Source organism: Rhizobium sp. CF080 (assembly GCF_000282095.2).
GTDB lineage: Bacteria > Pseudomonadota > Alphaproteobacteria > Rhizobiales > Rhizobiaceae > Neorhizobium.
This window is the reverse complement of record NZ_AKKC02000012.1, coordinates 17,694-39,158: the sequence shown is the minus strand read 5'-3', so window position 1 is coordinate 39,158 and position 21,465 is coordinate 17,694. Positions and strand designations below refer to the sequence as shown.

Here is a 21,465-nt window from a genome sequence, read left to right as displayed (position 1 = left end):
TATTGGATTGGCATCGGGCTTGTCAAGGATAAGAAAACACGCTTTCGGCGATCTGGATATTTTTCAAAAACTGTATTTATCCTGGGGATTCAATCGATTGTTTATTTCAAACGGAGGCGACGCCCGCATTTCTCACAACTTCTCAAAAATTAGCGCTTGAAAAAGTATTATTATATGCCAATCCTTTCAGCCGTCAGTTCGCTTTCTCATCTCTGGGAGGATTTAAGATGAAACGAGCACTCGCGGCAGCTGCAGCCGCTCTCACCCTATCCCTGGCATCCGGCGTTTCTGCCGCCTCGCTTACCGTCGGTTTCTCGCAGATCGGTTCGGAATCCGGCTGGCGTGCGGCCGAAACCACGGTCACCAAGCAGGAAGCCGAAAAGCGCGGCGTCACCCTGAAATTCGCCGACGCCCAGCAGAAGCAGGAAAACCAGATCAAGGCGATCCGTGGCTTCATCGCGCAGGGCGTCGATGCGATCTTCATCGCCCCGGTCGTCGCCACCGGCTGGGATGCGGTCCTCAAGGAAGCCAAGGAAGAAAAGATCCCGGTCATCCTGCTCGACCGCGAGATCGACGCACCGAAGGACCTCTACCTGACCGCCGTCACCTCCGATCAGGTGTTCGAAGGCAAGGTTGCCGGCGATTGGCTGGTCAAGGAAATCGGCTCCAAGAACTGCAAGGTGATGGAACTTCAAGGCACCACCGGTTCCTCGCCTGCCATCAACCGCAAAAAGGGTTTCGAACAGGCGATCGCCGCCCATTCGAACATCAAGATCGCCCGCTCGCAGACCGGTGACTTCACCCGCACCAAGGGCAAGGAAGTCATGGAAAGCTTCATCAAGGCGGAAGGCGGCGGCAAGGACATCTGCGCGGTCTATGCCCATAACGACGACATGGCGGTCGGCGCCATCCAGGCGATCAAGGAAGCCGGCCTGAAGCCCGGCACCGACATCAAGGTCGTCTCGATCGACGCCGTGCCGGATATTTTCCAGGCCATGGCCAAGGGCGAAGCCAATGCGACGGTCGAGCTGACCCCGAACATGGCCGGCCCCGCCTTCGAAGCCCTCAATGCGTATCTGAAGGACAAGAAGGCTCCGCCGAAGTGGATCCAGACGGAATCGAAACTCTACACCGCCAAGGATGACCCGATGAAGGTCTACGAAGCCAAGAAGGGTCTCGGTTACTGACCCCCCCGCCACCCGGCTCCGCCTCCTACCCTTTGAGCCGGGCGCCTCCAGCAACCGGAGCGGTGCACCCTCGCCGCTCCGGTTCTTCGATAGACGCGGGACGTAAGGCATGTCGGACAAGAGTTCACTTCTGGAAGCCCGGGGCATCGGCAAGGCCTTCCTCGGCATCACGGCGCTCGACGCCGTCGATTTCACGCTCGAGCGCGGCGAGATCCATGCGCTGCTCGGCGAAAACGGCGCCGGCAAGTCGACGCTGATCAAGATCCTCACCGGCGTCTACAGCCGCGATCACGGCACGATGCGCCTCGAAGGTGCGGAGGTGACCCCGGCAAGCGTCGCGGAAGCGCAAAGCCTCGGCATCGGCACCGTCTACCAGGAGGTCAATCTTCTCGAAAACCTGACGGTCGCCGAAAACCTCTTCCTCGGCCGCCAGCCGCGTCGATTCGGCCTGATCGACCGCGGCGAAATGCGCCGCCGCTCGAAGGCACTGCTTCAACGTTACGGCCTCGATATCGATGTCGACGCGCTGCTCTCGTCCTATTCCGTCGCCGTCCGCCAGATTGTCGCCATCGCCCGCGCCGTCGATCTCTCCGGCAAGGTTCTGGTGCTCGACGAACCGACCGCCAGCCTGGACGCCCACGAGGTGGAGATGCTGTTCTCGGTGCTGCGGCGCCTGCGCGAGCAAGGCCTCGGCATCATCATCATCACCCATTTTTTGAACCAGGTTTACGCCGTCGCCGACCGCGTCACGGTCTTACGCAACGGCCGGCTTGTCGGCACCCGCAAGCTTGCGGAACTGCCGCGACTGGAGCTGATCTCGATGATGCTCGGCCGCGAGCTGCAGCATATCACCCGCGAGCATCAGGCCCAGGAAGAGACCGTCGCCTCCACCACCGAAGCGCCGATCCGCTTCTCGGGTTACGGCAAGCGCGGCAGCGTCGCGCCCTTCGACCTCGATATCCGACCCGGCGAAGTGGTCGGAGTTGCGGGATTGCTCGGCTCCGGCCGCACCGAGACCGCCTTCCTGCTCTTCGGCATAGACCGCGCCGACAGCGGCACGGCGACCGTCGACAACCGGCAAGTCGCCATCTCCTCCCCGGAAGCGGCGATTGCCAACGGCTTCGGCTTCTGCCCGGAGGAGCGCAAGGCGGACGGCATCATCGGCGATTTTTCCGTCGCCGACAATATCGCGCTCGCAGTCCAGGCCCGCCAGGGCTGGGCAAAGCCGATCTCGTCGCGCGAAAAGGCAGCGCTTGCCGAAAGCTTCCTCAAGTCGCTGGATATCCGGCCGGCTGACCCCAACAGACAGATGAAATTCCTCTCCGGCGGCAACCAGCAGAAGGCGATCCTCGCCCGCTGGCTGGCGACAGAACCCCGCCTGCTGATATTAGACGAACCCACGCGCGGCATCGATATCGGCGCGCACGCAGAAATCCTCAAGATGGTCGAAAAACTCTGCGCCGACGGCATGTCGCTGGTCGTCATCTCCTCCGAGCTGGAGGAGCTGACCGCCATCGCCCACCGCGTCATCGTGCTGTCCGACCGCAAGCATATCGCCGAACTCAAGGGCGAACAGGTGACCGCCGACAACATCATGCAGGCGATCGCGGCCCCTGCCCGGACGGAGGCTGCATGACGAACCGCCTCACCCGCCGGCTGAAACGGCTGGCACCCCAGATCATCGCACTGGCCGTCATTCTCGCCTTGATCACGGCGGTCGCTCCCGGCTTCCTCAACGTCTCGTTCCAGAACGGCCGCCTCTACGGCAGCCTGATCGACATCCTGGTGCGTGCCGCCCCCGTCGCGCTGCTGACGATCGGTATGACGCTGGTCATCGCCACCCGCGGCATCGACCTCTCCATCGGCGCGGTGATCGCAATCTGCGGCGCGGTCGCTGCAACGCTGATCACACACGGCTATCCGTTGCCAGTCGTGATCCTGATCTCGCTCGGCGTCGGCCTACTCTGCGGCCTCTGGAACGGTGTGCTGGTGGCCCTCCTCGATATCCAGCCGATCATCGCGACCCTGATCCTGATGGTGGCCGGCCGCGGCATCGCCCAGCTGATCACCGAGGGCGTCATTCTCACCTTCAACAACGACAGCTTCGCGGCGGTGGGATCCGGGTCCCTCGCCGGCATCCCGATCCCGATCCTCATCTGGGTCTGCGCCGCCCTGATCATCGGGCTGCTGGTGCGCCGTTCGGCGCTCGGTTTCCTGATCGAGGCGACCGGCATCAACCGCCGCGCGGCAACACTTGCCGGCGTGCGCGCCCGCTTCCTGCTGTTCTTCGTCTACGCGATCTCCGGCCTCTGCGCCGCCATCGCCGGCCTGATCGTCACCGCCGACATCCGCGGGGCCGATGCCAACAATGCCGGCCTCTGGCTGGAGCTCGACGCCATCCTCGCCGTCGTCATCGGCGGCACCTCGCTGAACGGTGGGCGGTTTTCCATCACCGCATCGCTGATCGGCGCGCTGATCATCCAGTCGATCAATACCGGCATTCTGGTGTCCGGCTTCCCTCCGGAATTCAACCTGATCATCAAGGCCGGCATCATCATGATCGTTCTGACACTGCAGTCGCCGGCGATCATGGCGCTGCTCGGCTTCGTCAAGGCCCCGCGGCGCAAGGCCGAAACAACATCCCGCGAGACATCCCACAAGGCGGAGGGCACGGTTCGATGATCCACACCCGCAACCTGCCCTTCGTCACCACGCTCGGCATCTTCGTCATCGCCTATGCCCTCTGCGTGCTGCAGTTCCCGAACATGCTGTCGACCCGGGTCATCGGCAATCTCCTGACCGACAACGCCTTTCTCGGGATTGCAGCGGTCGGCATGACCTTCGTCATCCTGTCGGGCGGCATCGATCTGTCGATCGGCTCGGTGATCGCCTTTACCAGCGTCTTCGTCGCCGTCCTGGTCGGCTCGCTTGGCGTTCACCCGCTGGTCGCCTTCGCCGCCGTGCTGGTCATTTCGACCCTGTTCGGCAGTCTGATGGGGGCGATGATCCGTTATCTCGGCATTCCGCCCTTCGTGGTGACGCTTGCCGGCATGTTCCTGGCCCGAGGCGCGGCCTACCTGATCTCGACCGAATCCGTGCCGATCAGCCACGAGATGATCGACGCGATCCAGGGCTTCTATTTCCGCTTTCCGGGCGGCGGCCGGTTGACGGCGCTCGCCATGCTGATGCTGCTGGTCTTCATCGTCGGCGCCTTCATCGCCGGCCGCACCCGCTTCGGCGCCAATGTCTATGCGATCGGCGGCAGCCAGCAGTCGGCCGAGCTGATGGGCGTTCCGGTCGGCTCCACCACGGTCGGCATCTATGCTCTGTCCGGCTTCCTTTCCGGCCTCGCCGGCATCGCCTACACGCTCTACACCTCGTCGGGTTACTCGCTGGCGACGGTCGGCGTCGAACTCGATGCGATCGCCGCCGTCGTCATCGGCGGCACGCTTCTGACCGGCGGCGTGGGGCTGGTCGCGGGAACGTTCATCGGCATCCTGATCCAGGGGCTGATCCAGACCTACATCGTCTTCGACGGCACATTGTCGTCCTGGTGGACGAAAATCGTCATCGGCATCCTGCTCTTTGTCTTCATTGTATTGCAGCGCGGAATCATCTGGTATTCAAACAGGCGACTGGCCGAAGGACGGCTGAAGGAGATCTGAGTTGGGACTTCTGGAAACAACGATCAGTGGGCGAAAGCGCCGCAGCAACCACGCGCATGTGGTGGCGGAACTCGGCCGGGGGATCGTTTCCGGCAAGATTCCGGAAGGTTCGCTGTTGCCCGGCGATGCGGAGCTTTCCGCCCGTTTCGGCGTTTCCCGCACGGTGTTGCGCGAATCCATGAAGACGCTCGCCGCCAAACGCCTCGTCGAAGCCAAGGCCAAGGTCGGCACCCGCGTGCTCGACAAGGCGAGCTGGAACTTCTTCGATTCGGACGTCCTCGGCTGGCGATTCGAATCCGGCCTGGATTTCGAATTCATAGAACACCTCGCCGAGATGCGCATGGCGCTGGAACCGGCAGCGGCTGCCGCAGCCTCGCTGCGCGCCACCAGTGACGACATCGTCGCGCTCTACGCGATTGCCGCAAAATTCGACAACCTCTCCCATACGCCGGAAACCATCGCCAAGGTGGACCTCGAATTTCACCTTGCCATCGCCCGCATGTCCGGCAATCCGTTCATGCGCTCGGCCAGCGCACTGATCGAGGCGGCACTGGCCATCTCCTTCCAGCTCTCCTCGCCCGCCGCCTCGCCGGAAAAGATCGACGAGGTCGCCGCCAACCACCTGAGGATCGCCCATGCGATCGCCTCACGCGATCCTGACAGGGCGATCGCCGCCATGCGTCACGTCATCGAGGTTGGCAAGAGCCGCATTGCCAATTCGTTCGAAGTGACATTGCCGGCCTGAGACCCCTATTTCGCGTCCAGCGAGATCATCAGGTTGGCGAGCAGCGCGGTGCGCGGCGCTACGCTGCTGACGAAGATATGCTCGTTGAACGTATGCGGGCCGGCGCCGTCGGCACCCAGACCGTCCAGTGTCGGCACGCCGAGGGCCGCGGTGAAATTGCCGTCCGAACCGCCACCGGTCGCCATTCCTTCCAGCTTGATTCCGAGCCCGTCTGCGATCTCTGCCGCCACGTCGAAGAGGCGCTTGCCCTCTTCCGACTGCGCAAAGGGAGGTCGGTTCATCCGGCCGTCGATTTCGAAGGTGATATCCGAATCGACAGGCTTCATCGCCTCGATCTTGCCGGTGACTTCTTTAGCGATTGCGTCGTCCGGCACGCGAACGTCGACCTGCAGGCGGCATTCCGCCGGCACAGTATTGCGGCCTGTGCCGCCCTGGATCGTGCCGACCGTCACGGTGACACCGCGCTCGGTGTCGTTGAGTGCCTCAAGCTCCAGAACCAGCCGCGCTGCGGCACGAATGGCACTGCGGCCATCCTGAGGCCTTGCACCGGCGTGTGCCGCACGTCCCCGCACGGTGACGTCGTACATGGCGACCCCTTTGCGGGCGACCACGACCTTGCCGCCATCGCGGGCGGGTTCGACCACCAGCGCATAACCCGCATTCTTCGCCGCCTCTTCCATGAAGGCGCGCGACGAGAGACTGCCCATCTCCTCGTCCGGAACGAAGATCAGATCGATCGGCATCCTGCTCCCGTGCCTGACCGCGAGTTTCATCGCCTCGAGCGCCATCAGCGCGCCGGACTTCATGTCGTAGATGCCGGGGCCATAAAGTTTGTCCCCCTCCTGACGCAGCGGCAGTTGGTGGTCGATCACGCCGACCGCATGCACCGTGTCGAGATGCGCGAGAATCAAAACCGTCTTCTCGTTGCTGCCGGCCGGACGCGGCGAGCGGATCGCCAGGATGTCGCCAAAACCGAGCGTGCCCGGCAGCCGCTCCGTCTCGAGACCGGCCGCCTTGCCGATCGCCTCGACCCGATCCGCCAGAACATTGACCGCAGCCACATCGAGCGTCGGGGTCTCGATCTCGACCCACTGCTTCAGCTCTTCGATGAGGGCCTTGTCGTCGATGTCTTTGGCGGAAATGGCAAGCGTCATGGCAATAACCTTGGGCGTTCTTCGGGCGGTTGGAGGGTGATGCCGCAGAAGGCGCGGCCCGGCCACTATAATTGGCCGAGCCAGGATCGCCAGACCCATTACCCGAATAACCGGCGGAAAATCACCAGCGCCCCAAAGGAAGCAGTGCGACCGGCCGATGATCGGAAATATCAGGCAGACAGTGATTTCAGGAAGAAATCGACGCCGGCCTGGGCGCATTCCGTATCCTGCGCCGGCGTGCCCGAGCTGAGGCCGATGCCGCCGACGACATCTCCGTCGACCACGACCGGCAGGCCGCCGGCAACCACAAGAATGCGGCCGCCGATTGCCGAGTTGATGCCATAGGCCGGGCTGCCGGGCTGGCTGGCGGTGCCGTAGCTTTCGGTCGTGCGCTTGGCACCGGCCGCGGTATAGGCCTTGTCCTGGGCGATTATCGTGCTGGTGATCTTGCCGCCGTCCATGCGTTCGAACGCAATCAGTTGGCCGGATTCGTCGGTGACGGCGATGCACATCGGCACCTTGATCTCCTCCGCCTTGGCGCGGGCGCCTGATATCAACACACGCGCATCCTCAAGGCTCAACCGCTTGATCGTCAGCATGGAATCTCCTCTCCAGTTTCAAAACAGGTCAGGACAGCGCTATGCCAGAAAATCCGGCCGCCATACACATCGCATGACGTGAAATCCGGGAAAACTTCGCGCCGGCGAATTGCGGCGAGGCAGGATCAGGCAGGTTCGAACAGCTCGCGTCGCACGAGACTGTTGCCGGCCTCAGCCATCACCCTTCGCGTCGTTTCGACGAAATCGAGCACGATCCGTGATTTCTCCTCCGCCTGCCAGGCGACCAGCAGTTCTACTTCGGCCGGGATATCGTCGAGCGGCCGGTAGACCAGATAAGGGCTCGGATTGTGTGCCAGCCAGGAGGGGGCAATCGCGATCCCGACGCCCGCCGCGACCAGTGTCGCGATCGCCAGCGTATGGGAAACCTCCTGCACGATGACCGGATAGACACCGGCTCGGCGCAGCGCATCCATGATCGCGTGGTAATAGCTGGCCCCCACCGTCGGCGCGTAGGTGATGATCGGCTCGCCGGCGAAATCCTTGACCGTCAGGTCGTTCTTGCTCGCTAGCCGGTGATCCTTCGGCAGGACCGCGACAAATCCCTCCTCCAGAATATGTTCGGTCTTCAGGAAGCCCGCCGGGTTGGTCGGCCGGATGAAGGCCACCTGCACCTTGCTGTTCTGGAGCAGTTCGAGCTGCTGCGCGGTGCCGAGCACCTGCACGTCGACGGTCATCGCCGGATAACGTTTTCGAAAGTCCGAAATGACCAACGGCAGCACATGCGACAGCGCCACATGCACGCCGCTGACGGAAATCGTTCCGCTATCGTCACCGGAAATGGAACGGGTATGCGTGACCGCCCTGTCGATGCCCCCTAGGATTTCCTGAGCGTGGCGCAGGAAGATTTCTCCGGCCGGCGTCAGTTTCACGCGGCGCGTCGTGCGGCGGAACAGCTTGGTGCCGAGGCGATCTTCAAGCTGCCGGATCTGCTGGCTGAGCGGCGCCTGCGCCATGCCGAGCTTGTCGGCGGCGCGGCTGAAATGCAGCTCTTCGGCGACACAGGCGAAATAGTGGAGGTGACGAAATTCGATGCCGTATTTCATATCTGGAAGATATCAATGCCCCCGCGATTTTGTAATAGATAATAATTTATTCCCGTGATTAGTTTTCAAAAAAACGACAATAAAATTGGAACAGCTGGAGCTTCGGCTCCCGAAACGGAGCGTAATGACGCGTTTCTGGTTGTTAAAAATCCTGCGGACAGTGCTGACGCTTTGGTTCGTGGTGACTTTCGCATTCGTGGTGCTCAGAACTTCGGGTGACCCTGTCGTGGCGCTTGTCGGCGGCGATGCCACGCCTGAGGAAGTCGAGCAGTTCCGCCAGCTCTGGCGTCTCGACGATCCGCTCTGGATCCAGTATTTCCGCTACGTCATCCAGATGGCGACCGGGCAGTTCGGCATCTCCTACCGCGACGGCCGAGAGGTCATCGACATCATCACCGAGCGCGTTCCGTGGACGCTGATCCTCGGCCTTTTCTCCTATATCGGCGCCATCCTGATCGGCGTGCCGGCCGGCATTTTCGCCGCTATTAAGCGCGGCTCGACCTTCGACAACCTGATCATGGCCACTGCCGTTTTCGGCTTCGCGCTGCCGAACTTCTTCCTCGGCATCCTGATGATCCTGCTGTTTTCCTTGAGCCTGCAATGGCTGCCGAGTTCCGGCACCGGCACCGTCTGGCACCTGATCATGCCCGCCATCACGCTTGCGACCTTCACGGCCGGCACGCTGGCGCGCTTCACCCGCTCGGCCATGCTGGAAGTGCTGGACAAGCTCTATATCCGCGCCGCAGCCGCCAAAGGCGTCGGGTACTGGAAGCGCATCGTTTTTCACGCGCTGCCGAATGCCAGCATACCGCTCGTCACCATCATCGGCCTCAATCTCGGCGAACTGATCGGCGGCGCCATCGTCGTGGAAACCGTGTTCGCCTGGCCGGGCGTCGGGCGCCTGTTGGTGACCGCCGTTTCCTCGCGGGACCTTGCGGTCGTGCAGGGGCTGGTGCTGGTCATGGCGGTGACGATGGTGCTTGCCAACCTCGTCGTCGACCTGCTCTACGGCCTCCTCGACCCACGCATCCGCGTGCAGAATTGAGGGCCGGCAGATGAAACGCGTTTCCCCCATTCTCGTTTTCGCCATCGTCATCCTGGCGATCGCCGTGTCCGTCGCGATCGTCGGCAATATCTTCACGTCGCACGGCATGTCGCAGCAGAACCTGCTCGCCCGCCTGAAGCCCCCGGCCTTCATGACCGGCAGCAATCCGAGCTTCCCGCTCGGCACCGACCGCATCGGCCGCGACATGGTGGCAAGGGTGATCGCCGGCCTGCAGATGTCGCTTTCGGTGGCGATAGCCGGCACGATCATCGGCGCCGTCTTCGGTTCGGCGATCGGCTTCATCGCGGCGCATTTCCGCGGCTGGATCGAGGAAGTGCTGATGATGCTGGTCGATTTCCAGGCGTCGCTGCCCTTCATCCTGATCACGTTGACGCTGCTTGCCTTCTTCGGCAACAGCATGACGCTGTTCATCATCCTGATGGGCCTGTTCGGATGGGAGAAATACGCTCGTCTTTCGCGCGGCGTGGTTCTGTCGGCAATCAACCAGCCCTATGCCAAGGCGATCGTCGCGCTCGGCGCCGGCAATGGCCGGCTCTATCTCAAACATGTGCTGCCGAACGTCGCGAGCGCCCTGATCGTCCAGGTGACGCTGACCTTCCCGCAGATCATCCTTCTGGAAACCTCGCTCAGCTTCTTAGGGCTAGGCATCCAGGCCCCGCAAACCAGCCTCGGCCAGATCCTCGGCGACGGCCGCGACTATCTCTCGACCGCCTGGTGGATCTCGGTCTGGCCCGGTCTGGTCATCTTTCTCGTCACTCTTTCGATGAGCATCGTCGGCGACTGGCTGCGTGACCGCCTCGACCCGATGCTGCGTGCCCGAACAACTTGAAAATGCCGCTTGAACATAAATGAACAAGGGAAGGTGGAACGATGTTTACAAGACGTGAAGTGGGAAGTCTCATTCTCGGAGCGGGGGCCCTGTCGATGGTGGGCAACCTCCCGAAGGCAAATGCCGCGGAACGGCCGTCGCTCAATATCGCGGTCGATAATCTCTGGGCCAATATGGCGACGATCAACGGCATCTCGACCACGTCGCGCCGTATCTTCCCGAATTTCTACGACAACCTCGTCGATCGCGACTACATCAAGGACGAGAACGGCCTGATCTTCGCGCCGAAACTCGCCACCAAATGGGAGCAGAACGGCACCGTCTGGAAGTTCACCCTGCGTGAAGGCGTCAAATTCCACGACGGCACCGAGATGACGGCGGAAGACGCGGTCTTCACGCTGTCGCCGGAACGTCTCTGGGGCGCAAAGCCGTTCGAGCCGCGCGGCAAGACCTTTACCGCGGGCTTTAAGCGGGTCGAGGCGACCGGCAAATATACGTTCGAGATCGAGACCGAGCGGCCGGACCCGAACATCCCGAGCAAGCTCACCGGCTATATCGGCTTCGTGGTGCCGAAGAAATACTACATGGAAGTCGGCGTCGATGCATTCGGCCAGAAGCCGATCGGCACCGGCCCCTACAAGGTGACAACCTTCCGTTCCGGCGAAATCATGGTTCTCGAAGCCTTCGACGACTATTGGGACGGCCCGCCGCCGGTCAAGCAGATCTCCTGGAAGATCGTCCCGGAATTCGCCGCCCGCATGGCCGGTCTCGTCTCCAAGGAATTCGACTTCATCGTTAACATTCCGACCGACCAGGAAGCCGCGCTCGAAAAATACCAGGGCGTCACGCTGAAGCGCGTTCTCGCCGACAACTATCCGGCCCTCGCCTTCAACACGCGTCCGGACCCGGTTGACAATCCGCTGGTCGATCCGAACCTGCGTTATGCCATGGTCCAGGCGATCGACATGAACGCGATCGTCCAGGCCCTGTTCAACGGCACCACGGAACATCCGGCAGTCCCGTTCAACTTTACGGAATACGGCAAGTTCTACGATCCGAAGGCGCCGGTGAAGCTTCCCTACGACGTCGCGGCCGCCAAGGCCCTGGTCGCCAAGACCAAATACAAGGGCGAGAAGCTGATCTGGCACATCACCCGCCAGTATTATCCGAACTACGAAGCGGCGGCCGAAATCATGGTCGAGCAATGGCGCGAGGTCGGCATCAACGTCGAGGCGCAGATCCTCGACAATTTCGAACTCGTCTATCGCCGTCCCTACCACCTGATGAACATGTCGATGAGCTCGGACTTCATCCCTGGCGATCCCTACCAGCCACTGTGGCTCGATTGGGGTCCGACCGCATCGCGCTCCACCGCCACCTGGAAGACCTGGGATCCGACGCCGGAATATCTGGCCGCCGGCAAGAAGTTTGACGAGGCGATCGAGTTCGAGGACCGCAAGAAAGCCTATCTGGAACTTTCGGATGCTTGGCAGAAGGTTACGCCCGGCTACTACATGTGGAAGAGCGTCTATAACTGCGCCCACCGCGCCGGTATCCAGTTCAAGTTCAAGCCGAACGGCGAGATGCGCATCTACGGCGATTACTTCAAGTTCGTATGATGAGCATCAAACGCAAGCATGCGCTGAAGGACATGACGTTCGCGGAGTTCCGCGAACGTCTTTCCGAAAAGCCCGTCATCCTGCTGCCCTTCGGCAGCCAGGAAGAACAGGGACCGCACGCCCCGATGGGCGATTTCATGCTGACCGAAGCGGTGGCGGAAAAGGTGGCGGAAGCCTCCGACGCGATCGTCGCGCCGATCATCCCCTTCGGCTATGCCGATTTCTTCAAGACCATTCCGGGCGGCATCCAGTTCCGGCCCTCGACCTTCTCGGCCGTGGTCGAGGACGCCGTGACCGCCTTTCTGGATCACGGCATCGAGCATATCCTGATCCTGAACGGCCATACCAGTAATGCCCCGCTTTTCGACCAGACGCTCCGCCGCATCCGTGCAGAGCGCGGGGTTTCCGTCGCCTTCATCAATCTCTGGCAGGCGATCCCGGATACACTCTGGAAGGAACTGCACGGCTCTTCGGTCGCCGCGGCCCGCGGCCATGGCGGCGATCCGCTGACCTCGATCTACCTGCATCTCTTCCCCGAACTGATGCGCATGGACCTCGCCCGCCCCTCGGTGCGTGAAAAGGCCTTCGGCCTGCCGACCGGTGGTGTCAACAACGTCCAGTTCGAAGGCATGCCGGTGCATGTGCCGCTCAATTGCGACGAGGTGAATGCCGACGGCATGCTCGGCGGCGATCCGTTGCTGGCGAGCGCCGAAAAGGGCGAGAAGATGGTCGAACATCTCGTCGGCTTCTGCGCCCGTTTCGTGGAGCACCTGCGCCGCTGCGACATGCGCTCGGTGACGGCCTTTTCACCGCAAGAGGAAAAGGCGGCATCATGAGCAACGAGCGGCTTTCGATCGAACATCTGAGCGTGCCGCTGCCGCGGGGAGCCGATCGCCCCTTCGCGGTCGAGGACCTGTCACTGTCGGTCAGCAAGGGCGAAATCCTCTGCATCGTCGGCGAATCCGGCTCCGGCAAGTCGCTGACGGCACTCGCCACCATGGGGCTCCTGCCTCGCAACCTCGGCAAGCCTGCAGGCAAGGTGATGTTCGAGGGCAAGGACCTGCTGACCCTCGACGAGGCGACCCGCCGGGACATTACGGGCCGGCGGATCGCCATGATCTTCCAGGAGCCGACCGCCGCGCTCAACCCGATCTTCCGGGTCGGCGAGCAGGTATCCGAGACATTCCGCATCCACACCTCGTTGAGCCAGGCGGAGATCCGCAAGAAGGTCATAGACCTCTTTCGCGAAGTGCAGCTTCCCAATCCCGAGCAGATCTACCATTCCTATCCGCACCAGCTTTCCGGCGGCCAGTGCCAGCGGGTGATGATCGCGACCGCCCTTGCGCTCGATCCGTCCGTGCTGATCGCCGACGAACCGACCACGGCACTCGACGTCACCACCCAGGCGCAGATTCTCAAGCTGATGCTCGACCTGCGGGCGAAGCACGATACCGGCATCATCTTCATCACCCATGATTTCGGTGTGGTCGCCGAGATCGCCGACCGCGTCGCCGTCATGCAGACCGGCAAGCTGGTCGAAATCGGCACCCGCGACGAAATCCTCAACCATCCCAGGCAAGACTATACCCGCCGCCTGCTCGCAGCCGTGCCGACACTGACGCCGCGAAAGGAGCGCGAAGGCCTCGGCAATCCGGTGCTGATTGCCAGAAACATCGTCAAGACCTTCGCCCGCTCCGGCCTCTTCGGCGGTGGCCGCATAGTGAAGGCGGTGGACGATGTCGATATCACCATCCGCCGCGGCGAGACGCTGGGCCTGGTCGGCGAATCCGGTTCCGGCAAGTCGACGCTGGCGCAATGCGTCATCCGCCTCGTGCAGCCGGAAAGCGGCGATATCCTGATCTCCGGCGGCGATTTCGCCGGCCTCAACGGCAAGGCGCTGCGCGAGGCACGCCGCAAGGTACAGATCGTCTTCCAGGATCCATATACCGCGCTCGATCCGCGCCAGAAGGTCGGCGACTCCATCGCCGAAGGCCCGGTCATCCACGGCCTCGACCGCAAGGCGGCGATGGCCCGCGCCCTCGACCTGCTCGAAGCCTGCGGCCTCGACCGTGCCTCGGCGACCCGTTTCCCGCACGAGTTCTCCGGCGGCCAGAGGCAGCGCATCTGCATCGCCCGGGCGCTCGCGGTCGAACCCGAACTGCTGATCGCCGACGAAAGCGTCTCGGCGCTCGACGTCTCGGTGCAGGCGCAAGTGCTGAAGCTTCTTGCCGACATGCAGGAACGGCTAGGCTTCGGCATCCTGTTCATCACCCATGACCTCAGGGTCGCGAGCCAGATCTGCGACAATATCGCGGTGATGCGCAACGGCCGCATCGTCGAGCGGGGCGATCCGGCCTCGCTGTTCGGTTCGCCGAAGGAAACCTACACGAAGGAACTGCTCGCCGCCGTGCCCGGCAAGGGCTGGCAGCACCACGCTGGTAAAAACGAGGCCGGGACGGAAAGATCCCGGGAGGAAACCCCATGAAGAAATATCACATCGGCAGCGTGCCGAAACAGGTCGATCCGGAACTCATCGCCAAGTTCGAGAGCGTCGAAGTGGCGACCATCGGCCATTTCCGCCATCGCGGCTTCGTGCATCATTCGATCACGCCGGTGGTCGAGCCTGGCAGGACGCTGGTCGGCACGGCGGTGACGGTAGCAATCCCGGCAACCGACTCCACCCTCCTCCATCACGCGATCGGCTTCATCCGTCCAGGCGATTTCCTGTTCGTCGACCGGCTCGGCGACGACCGGCACGCCTGCATCGGCGGCGGCGTCGCCTTCGCGATCAAGACGGCGGGCGCCATCGGCGTTGTGCTCGACGGGCCCTGCACCGATGTCGAGGAGATCCTCGAACTCGATTTGCCGTTCTGGTCACGCGGCGTCTCCGGCATCACCACCAGGCTCAACGATCTCGGCGGCTCGCTCAACCTGCCGATCTCCTGCGGCAACGTTCCGGTGCTTCCGGGCGATGTCGTCGTCGCTGACGCGAGTGGCATCGTGGTGATCCCGCTCGATGAGGCCGAGGAAGTCGTCGAGGAAGCGATTGCACGACAGGCGCGCGCGGGCCGCAACAAGGACAAGGTCGCTGCGGGCGAAAAGCTTGGCGACTTGTCGGGCGCAAGCCGCCTGGTTGCTGCCGCGCTGGAAAGCAAATGATGGAAAACTCGCAATATAATCATCTGCGCGTCGAGCGCGGCGTCTACCGCAAGATCGCCGGCGTCAGCGAACGCGGCGTCGTCACCTCCCAGCACTACGCGGCGGCAGAGGCAGGCGCCGCGGTCCTGTCAGCGGGCGGCAATGCCGTTGACGCTGCGGTGACTGCCGCCTTTACCTTGCAGACCGTCGAACCCTGGATGACCAGCCTCGCCGCCTGCGGCTACATGCTGGTCGCCCAACCGGACGGCAAGGTCGAAGTGGTCGAATTCACCGGTCGCGTGCCGTCCAGTTTCGACGAGGAATTCTACAGGCCCGATCCAAGCATCAAGACCTTCATCGGCCATCCCGCTTCGATCGACAATCGCAACGTCCGCGGCTTCACGGCGGCTGTCGTGCCCGGCTGCGTGCGCGGCTTCGCGGAAGCGCTGAAACGTTACGGCACGATCGGCTTCGATCGGGCGCTGGCACCGGCGATCGATCGTGCCCGCAAGGGCATGTATGTCGACTGGCACACGACGCTGGCCATCGCGATCGCCGAGGGCGAGCTCGGTTTGGATCCCGGCGCCCGTTCGATCTTCCTGCCGAACGGCCATGCGCCGGAGCCCGGCGCCATCCTGCCGCTCGACCAGCTTGCGAAGACACTGGAGCAGCTCGCCAACGAAGGCCCGGATTCGCTCTATGGCGGCGCGATCGGCGAGAAGCTGGTCGCCGATCTCAACGCCGGCGGCAGTTCCATCACCCTGGAGGACTTGGCCAATTACGCCCCCCTCCTCTATCCGTCCCGGACCATGTCGCTGCAGGGGAAGACCGTGCATGTGGCTGGAGAAACCAGCGCCGGCCAGCGGCTCTTCGACGCGCTCGATCACTTCGACAGGAAGCGCGGCAAAGGCCCGGTCGACGCTGGTTTCTTTACGGCCATGGCCGAAGCCCTCTGGGAAAGTTTCGGCGCCCATCGCAAACGCCTCAATCCGGCCGAGACGACCAACAAGACCAGCACCACGCAGGTCAATGCAGTGGATTCCGAAGGTCGTATGGTGGCGATCACCTTCACGCTGCTGAACCGGTTTGGCGCCCGCGCGCTGTCGCCCTCGACGGGCATCCTGCTCAACAACGGCATGTCCTGGTTCGACCCGACGCCCGGCCGCGCCAACTCGCTGACGCCGAATGCCTATGCGCCGAGCAATATGTGCCCGGTGGCGATCACCGACGAGAACGGTGCATTCGCAGCCTTCGGCGCGGCCGGCGGCAACCAGATCGTGCCGTCGCTCGCGCAATTGACAGGCATGATCCTGCATGCCGGCCTCGACATCGAGGAGGCGATGAACATGCCGCGCATGACGACCGGCCCGCACAGCGACATCATCGTCAATGTCGACATGCCTGCCGAGCAGATCGAGGCACTCGAAAAGATTGCCAAGGTGAAGCCCGCGGCAGCCGTCGTCTATCCCCGGCCCTTCGCCGCTCCCGGCATGGTGGGGAGGCGCGGCAATGCCTTCATCGGCATGCCCGACATCACCTATCCGGCCGCCTACGCGGCAACAGCCTGAACGAGACCAAGATGACAGAGCTGACTTTCGCCCCCGTCGAGATCGACGGCGTTCTCAAGATCATTCCGCCGACGGCGCCGGCCGTCCCGCTGGTGTTCGACTCGCCGCATAGCGGACTGATACTGCCGGATTTCGAACGGACCGCTTCCGACGAACTGGTGCGCGTTGCCGCCGACACCTACGTGGACGACCTCTTCGGTTTTGCCCCCTCGATCGGGGCTCCGCTGCTGATCGCCCATTTTCCGCGCAGTTTTCTCGACCTCAACCGGTCGCTGAAGGATGTCGATCTGGAAATGGTCGAAGGCGAATGGCCGCATCCGGTCCGCGACAGCGCATCGGCACGCCGCGGCATGGGCATCACCTGGCGTTACGCCTGGGGCGACATCCCGATGTACGGCCGCAAGTTCACGGTGAAGGAACTGGAAGACCGCATCGACACTTATTGGCGCCCGTACCACCGCGAAATGGTGCGCTTGCTCGACGAGACCTATGCCGCCTTCGGCAAGGTCTATCACATCAATTGCCACTCGATGCCGGCGATCGGTCACATACTCTCGCCCGATCCGGCCGGCACGGTCCGCAAGGATGTCGTGGTCGGGGATTACGAAGGCGTGGCGAGCGAGCCGGATTTCGTGAAGCTCGTCGTCGAGACGCTGGAAGGTTTTGGATATTCGGTGTCGCTCAACGTGCCCTTCAAGGGTGCCGAACTGATCTCGGCCTATTCCGACCCGGCGAAGAACCGCCACAGCATCCAGATCGAGCTCAACCGCAAGCTCTATATGGACGAGGAGACCCGCGAGAAGATCGAGGGTTATGACGAGTTGAAGGCCAATCTCGCCAAGCTCGGCACGGTCATGCGCGACTATGTGACGAGCAAGGCCTGAGGAGGCTCCTCAGGCCGTCAGCGCCTCGAAATGCTGGAGCATGCGGGCGGCATCCGGCTCCCGGCCGGTGAACAGCTGAAAGGCGCCCACCGCCTGGAAAACCGCCATGCCGCCGCCGTTGAGCACCCGGCAGCCACGCTGTCTGGCGACCTTCAAAAGCTCGGTTTCGAGCGGGAAATAGACGATCTCCGCCACCCATTGATGGGGCTGCAGAAGCTCTGGTGGCAACGGCAGGCCTGGATATTTGGCCATGCCGGTCGGCGTTGCATGGATGACGCCCGGGACATTTCGCATCGCCGAAACGATATCCGATGACGCTTCTATCGACGCCCTCGGAAAGAGCGTCGCCATCGTTTCCGCGAGCTGCTGGGCCCGCTCCGGCTCGCGATCGAACACCGTCAGCGACTTCAGACCGAGCGACAGGATGGCATAAGCCGTCGCGACACCCGCACCGCCTGCGCCGATCTGAACCGCCGCGGTCAAGTCGGCGCCCGACAGGCCGCGACGAAAACTTTCGGCAAAACCCCACCAGTCGGTGTTGTGACCGAAACGCTTTCCGTCCTTCAGCACCACCGTATTGACGGCGCCGAGCGCCCGCGCCTCGTCGGAGAGTTCGTCGAGATAGGGGATGACCACCTGCTTGCAAGGGTGTGTGATGTTGAGACCAATCAGCCCGCGCGCTTCCGCATCATCCAGAAGCTTTGGCAGGCTGCTGGGCGTCAGGCCGAGCTGGTTGAGATCGATCAGCTCGTATTCGTATTGAAAGCCCTGGGCCGCGCCCTCCGTCATGTGCATGGCAGGCGTCAGCGAGGCCTGTATGCCGGCGCCGATCAGCCCGGCCTTCAAGGGTTTCAGCAATGTCTCGGCCATGGGTACCGCGCCTCGTTTGGAAGGATGGGCCGGCCCGCCACAAAGACGGGCCGGCGTGGACGTTACTTCTTGCGGACAGCGTCCAGTTCCTTGAAGAGCAGCGAGACGGTGTCGGCACCCACATCGGTGCTGAACTTGTCGATCAGTGGCTTGACGGCATCACGGATCTTCTGGGTCTCCGCCGGGCTGAGTTCGGTGACCTGCATGCCGGTCTTCTTGATCTCGTCGAGCGCCTTGGCGTCCGCTTCTCGGGAAACCTTGCGCTGGAAGTCGCGGGCTTCGGTCGCTGCAGACTGCAGAACGCCCTTCTCCTCGTCGTTGAGACCATCCCAGAACTTCTTGCTGACCAGCACGATCTGCGGATTGTACTGGTGACGGGTGACCGTCAGGTACTTCTGCACCTCGTAGAACTTGGCGTTGATGATGTTGGCGAACGGATTTTCCTGGCCGTCGACCGTACCGGTCTCGAGCGCGGTATAGAGTTCCGTGTAGGGCAGCGGCACCGCATTGGCGCCGAGGCTGTTGAACAGCTCGATCGGGATCGGCGACTGCAAGGTGCGAATCTTCAGGCCCTTGATGTCTTCGAGCTTGGTGACCGCGCGGCGGTTGTTGGTGAGATTGCGGAAGCCGAGTTCCCAATAGGCGAGACCGACGAGGCCGGTCGCCGGCAGCTTGTCGGAAAGGCTCTTACCGAAGGCGCCGTCCATGACCTTGTCGGCTTCCTCGCCGCTGTTGAACAGGAACGGCAGGTCGACCGCGCCGAAAGCCTTGACGTTACTGGAGAGGATGCCGGCGTTGAGCACCAGCATCTCGACCACGCCGCCCTGCAGCGCGGAAACGGTCTGCACGTCGCCGCCGAGCACGCCGCCCGGAAACAGCTTGACCTCGATCTTGCCGCCGCTCTTCGCCTTGACGATCTCGGCGAATTTTTCCATGCCGGTGACCTGCGGATGGCCCTTGTTGTTGGCGGCCGCGAATTTCAGCGTATGCGCGCGGACTTCGGCGGATGCCGTGCCGGTAAACAGCATCACCGGCAAGGCGATCCCGAGCGCCAGTTTCATCATCGTGTTGAACATGCTTTCCTCCCATTGATGGCCGGGCTCCCCACGGCCGGTTGATATGCACTTGGTTGGCAGAAGCTTCCCGGCCTCAACGCCCGAACCAGGCGACCGGCACGGTCACCAGTTGCGGAAAGAGGACGAGAAGGAAAAGAACGATCAGTTCGGCGATCAGGAAGGGCATCACGCCCTTCATCAGGTCTTCCATCGACAGCTTGGAGACCCCGCAGATGACGTTGAGCACCGTGCCCACCGGTGGCGTGATCAGGCCGATCGAATTGTTGATAATAAAAAGCACGCCGAAATAGACCGGATCGATGCCCGCCTGTTTGATGATCGGCATCAGCACCGGCGTCATCACCAGAATGGTCGGCGTCATGTCCATGGCGGTGCCGACCAGGACGATCAGCACCATGATCGCGAGCAGTAGCAGCGTCTGATTGTCCATCAGCGGCTCCAGCAGCGCGACGAGATCGCCGGGAACGTCGGCAACGGTGATCAACCAGGCGGAGACCGCGGCACAGGCGACAAGGAACATCACCACCGCCGTGATCTTCGCCGCCGCCACGAAGACGTTGAAGAGCTCGGACGGCGCCAGTTCGCGATAGACGACCATGGAGACAAAAAGCGAATAGACGGCAGCGACGACGCCGGCTTCAGTCGGCGTGAACACGCCGAACTTCAGGCCGACGATGATTATGACAGGCAGCATCAGCGCCCAGATGCTGTCGACGAGTGCCTTGATGCGCACCTCGCGGCTCTGTCTCGGAGGCAGTTCGAACTGCTCCTTGCGGGCGACGATCAGCCAGGTAATGCAGAGTGCCAGCGCGATCAGCAGGCCGGGAACGATGCCGGCGAGGAAGAGCTTGGTGATCGAAACGCCGCCGATGACGCCGTAAAGGATGAAGCCGATCGACGGCGGGATGATCGGCCCGATGACCGAAGCCGATGCCAGCAGTCCGCCGGTCCGCGCCGGATCATGGCCCGATTTGATCATCATCGGATAAAGAAGCGCGCCGAGTGCGGCCGCATCCGCCACCGCCGAACCGGACAGGCTCGACAGCACGCAGGCCGCAAAGATCGCCACGAAGCCGAGACCGCCGCGCACATGACCGACGAGCGCCATCGCGAGATTGACGATCCGCTTCGACAACCCGCCGGTATTCATCACCTCGCCGGCGAGCAGGAAGAAGGGCACGGCCATCAGCGGAAAGCTGTCGGCGCCGTTCAGCACGTTCTGCGCGACGATCTGGGCGTCGAAAATGTCCATGTACATCATCAGCGCCACACCGCTGAGGATCAGTGCGAAGGCGATCGGAACGCCGAGCGCCATGGGGCCGAGAAGGGCGCCGAGAAAAATCGTGAGCGTCATCGGTCTCTCCTCAGGCCTTGGTGGCGCCAGCCGAAACGGCCGGCACAGGATGATCATCGAGCGCGATCTCGTCCTCGCTGTCGCGCACCAGCTGGGTGGTGGCGAGATCGATGCGGCCGGTCGCCACCTGGAAGGCGTCCCAGAGAATGATGAGGAAGGTCGGAACCCCGAAGGCGAGGCCGGCGCCGTAGAACCAGCCCATCGAAATCCCGGTTGCCGGCATGGTGGCGGGCAGGTTGATCAGCGTCTGCGTCCAGCTTCCGCTGATCATCAGCCAGGTGGCGACGAGCATCAGCCCCTGCCCCATCAGCACCGCAATCTTTGCGCCAGCCGGCGGCAACCGCTTCAGAAGGGAATCGACGCCGAGATGCCCGTGCTCGCGCATCGCAACGACGCCACCCAGGAACGTCAGCCAGATGAAGAAGACGCGCGACAGTTCTTCGGAAACGGTGATGCCCTGGTTGAAGGCATAACGCAGCACGACATTTCCGAAGACCAGCACCACCATGCCCGCCAGAAGCAGGGCGATGATGACCTTCAGCGCAAAGAAATAGAAATCGATGATCCGTGTCACTTCCAGTCCTCCCAAGGCTCCGTCATCGGATGCCGACGGTACCAACTGCAAATACAGCTAGCCGCCCAACTCG

The 21,465-nt window shown here is 62.7% G+C and carries 20 protein-coding genes; 13 read left to right on the top strand and 7 right to left on the bottom strand.

Annotation, left to right across the window (positions count from 1 at the left end; translation table 11 throughout):
• Positions 1-227 precede the first annotated feature (227 nt).
• From ytfQ to PMI07_RS25410, 5 genes are all read left to right on the top strand, one after another.
• Positions 228-1,187 (top strand): galactofuranose ABC transporter, galactofuranose-binding protein YtfQ, encoded by a 960-nt coding sequence (gene ytfQ / locus PMI07_RS25430; protein ID WP_007774987.1) that lies wholly within the window; start codon positions 228-230, stop codon positions 1,185-1,187.
• 109 nt (positions 1,188-1,296) lie between these two features.
• The gene (locus PMI07_RS25425) at positions 1,297-2,823 is read left to right on the top strand and encodes a sugar ABC transporter ATP-binding protein (RefSeq protein WP_024164147.1); all 1,527 of its coding nucleotides are present in this window, start codon (positions 1,297-1,299) and stop codon (positions 2,821-2,823) included.
• A complete protein-coding gene (locus tag PMI07_RS25420; protein ID WP_024164146.1) occupies positions 2,820-3,869 on the top strand; it encodes an ABC transporter permease in 1,050 nt (349 codons plus the stop codon). The genes PMI07_RS25425 and PMI07_RS25420 overlap by 4 nt, the downstream gene beginning before the upstream one ends.
• Positions 3,866-4,852 carry a galactofuranose ABC transporter, permease protein YjfF gene (gene yjfF, locus PMI07_RS25415; protein WP_024164145.1) on the top strand — a complete coding sequence of 329 codons (987 nt, stop codon included), beginning with the start codon at positions 3,866-3,868 and terminating at the stop codon, positions 4,850-4,852. The genes PMI07_RS25420 and yjfF overlap by 4 nt, the downstream gene beginning before the upstream one ends.
• Position 4,853: 1 nt before the next feature.
• On the top strand, positions 4,854-5,597 hold the full coding sequence (locus PMI07_RS25410) for a FadR/GntR family transcriptional regulator (protein WP_024164144.1): 744 nt from the start codon (positions 4,854-4,856) through the stop codon (positions 5,595-5,597).
• Positions 5,598-5,602: 5 nt separating this feature from the next.
• Here the strand turns inward: PMI07_RS25410 and PMI07_RS25405 are convergent, their stop codons facing one another.
• The 3 genes from PMI07_RS25405 to PMI07_RS25395 all read right to left on the bottom strand — a co-directional run bounded on the left by PMI07_RS25405 (position 5,603) and on the right by PMI07_RS25395 (position 8,414).
• Entirely contained in the window at positions 5,603-6,751 is a 1,149-nt protein-coding gene (locus PMI07_RS25405; protein WP_007766579.1) for a M20 family metallopeptidase, read from the bottom strand.
• A gap of 170 nt (positions 6,752-6,921) precedes the next feature.
• Positions 6,922-7,350, bottom strand: coding sequence for a heme-binding protein (locus PMI07_RS25400; RefSeq protein WP_024164143.1), 429 nt, complete (start codon positions 7,348-7,350; stop codon positions 6,922-6,924).
• 125 nt (positions 7,351-7,475) lie between these two features.
• Positions 7,476-8,414 (bottom strand): LysR substrate-binding domain-containing protein, encoded by a 939-nt coding sequence (locus tag PMI07_RS25395; protein WP_007773908.1) that lies wholly within the window; start codon positions 8,412-8,414, stop codon positions 7,476-7,478.
• A 124-nt stretch (positions 8,415-8,538) separates the two neighbouring features.
• On the opposite strand from PMI07_RS25395, the gene PMI07_RS25390 reads away from it, so the two are divergent.
• From PMI07_RS25390 to PMI07_RS25355, 8 genes are read left to right on the top strand one after another with little or no spacing between them, the layout of a single operon-like run.
• Positions 8,539-9,459, top strand: a complete 921-nt coding sequence (locus tag PMI07_RS25390) for an ABC transporter permease (protein ID WP_007773910.1) — start codon at positions 8,539-8,541, stop codon at positions 9,457-9,459.
• A 10-nt stretch (positions 9,460-9,469) separates the two neighbouring features.
• Complete coding sequence (locus tag PMI07_RS25385) at positions 9,470-10,309, top strand: ABC transporter permease (RefSeq protein ID WP_007773912.1); 840 nt, start codon at positions 9,470-9,472, stop codon at positions 10,307-10,309.
• A 41-nt stretch (positions 10,310-10,350) separates the two neighbouring features.
• Positions 10,351-11,928, top strand: a complete 1,578-nt coding sequence (locus tag PMI07_RS25380) for an ABC transporter substrate-binding protein (protein ID WP_007773914.1) — start codon at positions 10,351-10,353, stop codon at positions 11,926-11,928.
• Positions 11,928-12,764: a creatininase family protein gene (locus PMI07_RS25375; protein WP_245277234.1), complete on the top strand. Its 837-nt coding sequence runs from the start codon at positions 11,928-11,930 to the stop codon at positions 12,762-12,764. Before PMI07_RS25380 ends, PMI07_RS25375 begins: the two co-directional genes overlap by 1 nt.
• Positions 12,761-14,413 (top strand): ABC transporter ATP-binding protein, encoded by a 1,653-nt coding sequence (locus PMI07_RS25370; protein WP_007773918.1) that lies wholly within the window; start codon positions 12,761-12,763, stop codon positions 14,411-14,413. The genes PMI07_RS25375 and PMI07_RS25370 overlap by 4 nt, the downstream gene beginning before the upstream one ends.
• Entirely contained in the window at positions 14,410-15,087 is a 678-nt protein-coding gene (locus PMI07_RS25365) for an RraA family protein (protein ID WP_024164142.1), read from the top strand. The genes PMI07_RS25370 and PMI07_RS25365 overlap by 4 nt, the downstream gene beginning before the upstream one ends.
• Positions 15,087-16,634, top strand: a complete 1,548-nt coding sequence (locus tag PMI07_RS25360) for a gamma-glutamyltransferase (protein WP_037088356.1) — start codon at positions 15,087-15,089, stop codon at positions 16,632-16,634. Before PMI07_RS25365 ends, PMI07_RS25360 begins: the two co-directional genes overlap by 1 nt.
• An 11-nt stretch (positions 16,635-16,645) precedes the next feature.
• A complete protein-coding gene (locus PMI07_RS25355) occupies positions 16,646-17,518 on the top strand; it encodes an N-formylglutamate amidohydrolase (RefSeq protein WP_007771296.1) in 873 nt (290 codons plus the stop codon).
• 9 nt (positions 17,519-17,527) lie between these two features.
• On the opposite strand, the gene PMI07_RS25350 is transcribed toward PMI07_RS25355, so the two are convergent.
• The 4 genes from PMI07_RS25350 to PMI07_RS25335 all read right to left on the bottom strand — a co-directional run bounded on the left by PMI07_RS25350 (position 17,528) and on the right by PMI07_RS25335 (position 21,392).
• Positions 17,528-18,388, bottom strand: coding sequence for a shikimate dehydrogenase (locus PMI07_RS25350; protein WP_007771294.1), 861 nt, complete (start codon positions 18,386-18,388; stop codon positions 17,528-17,530).
• Between the two features lie 62 nt (positions 18,389-18,450).
• On the bottom strand, positions 18,451-19,464 hold the full coding sequence (locus tag PMI07_RS25345; RefSeq protein WP_007771293.1) for a TRAP transporter substrate-binding protein: 1,014 nt from the start codon (positions 19,462-19,464) through the stop codon (positions 18,451-18,453).
• A 73-nt stretch (positions 19,465-19,537) separates the two neighbouring features.
• Entirely contained in the window at positions 19,538-20,818 is a 1,281-nt protein-coding gene (locus PMI07_RS25340; RefSeq protein ID WP_007771290.1) for a TRAP transporter large permease subunit, read from the bottom strand.
• Positions 20,819-20,828: 10 nt separating this feature from the next.
• Positions 20,829-21,392, bottom strand: coding sequence for a TRAP transporter small permease (locus PMI07_RS25335; protein ID WP_007771288.1), 564 nt, complete (start codon positions 21,390-21,392; stop codon positions 20,829-20,831).
• Between the last annotated feature and the right edge of the window lie 73 nt (positions 21,393-21,465).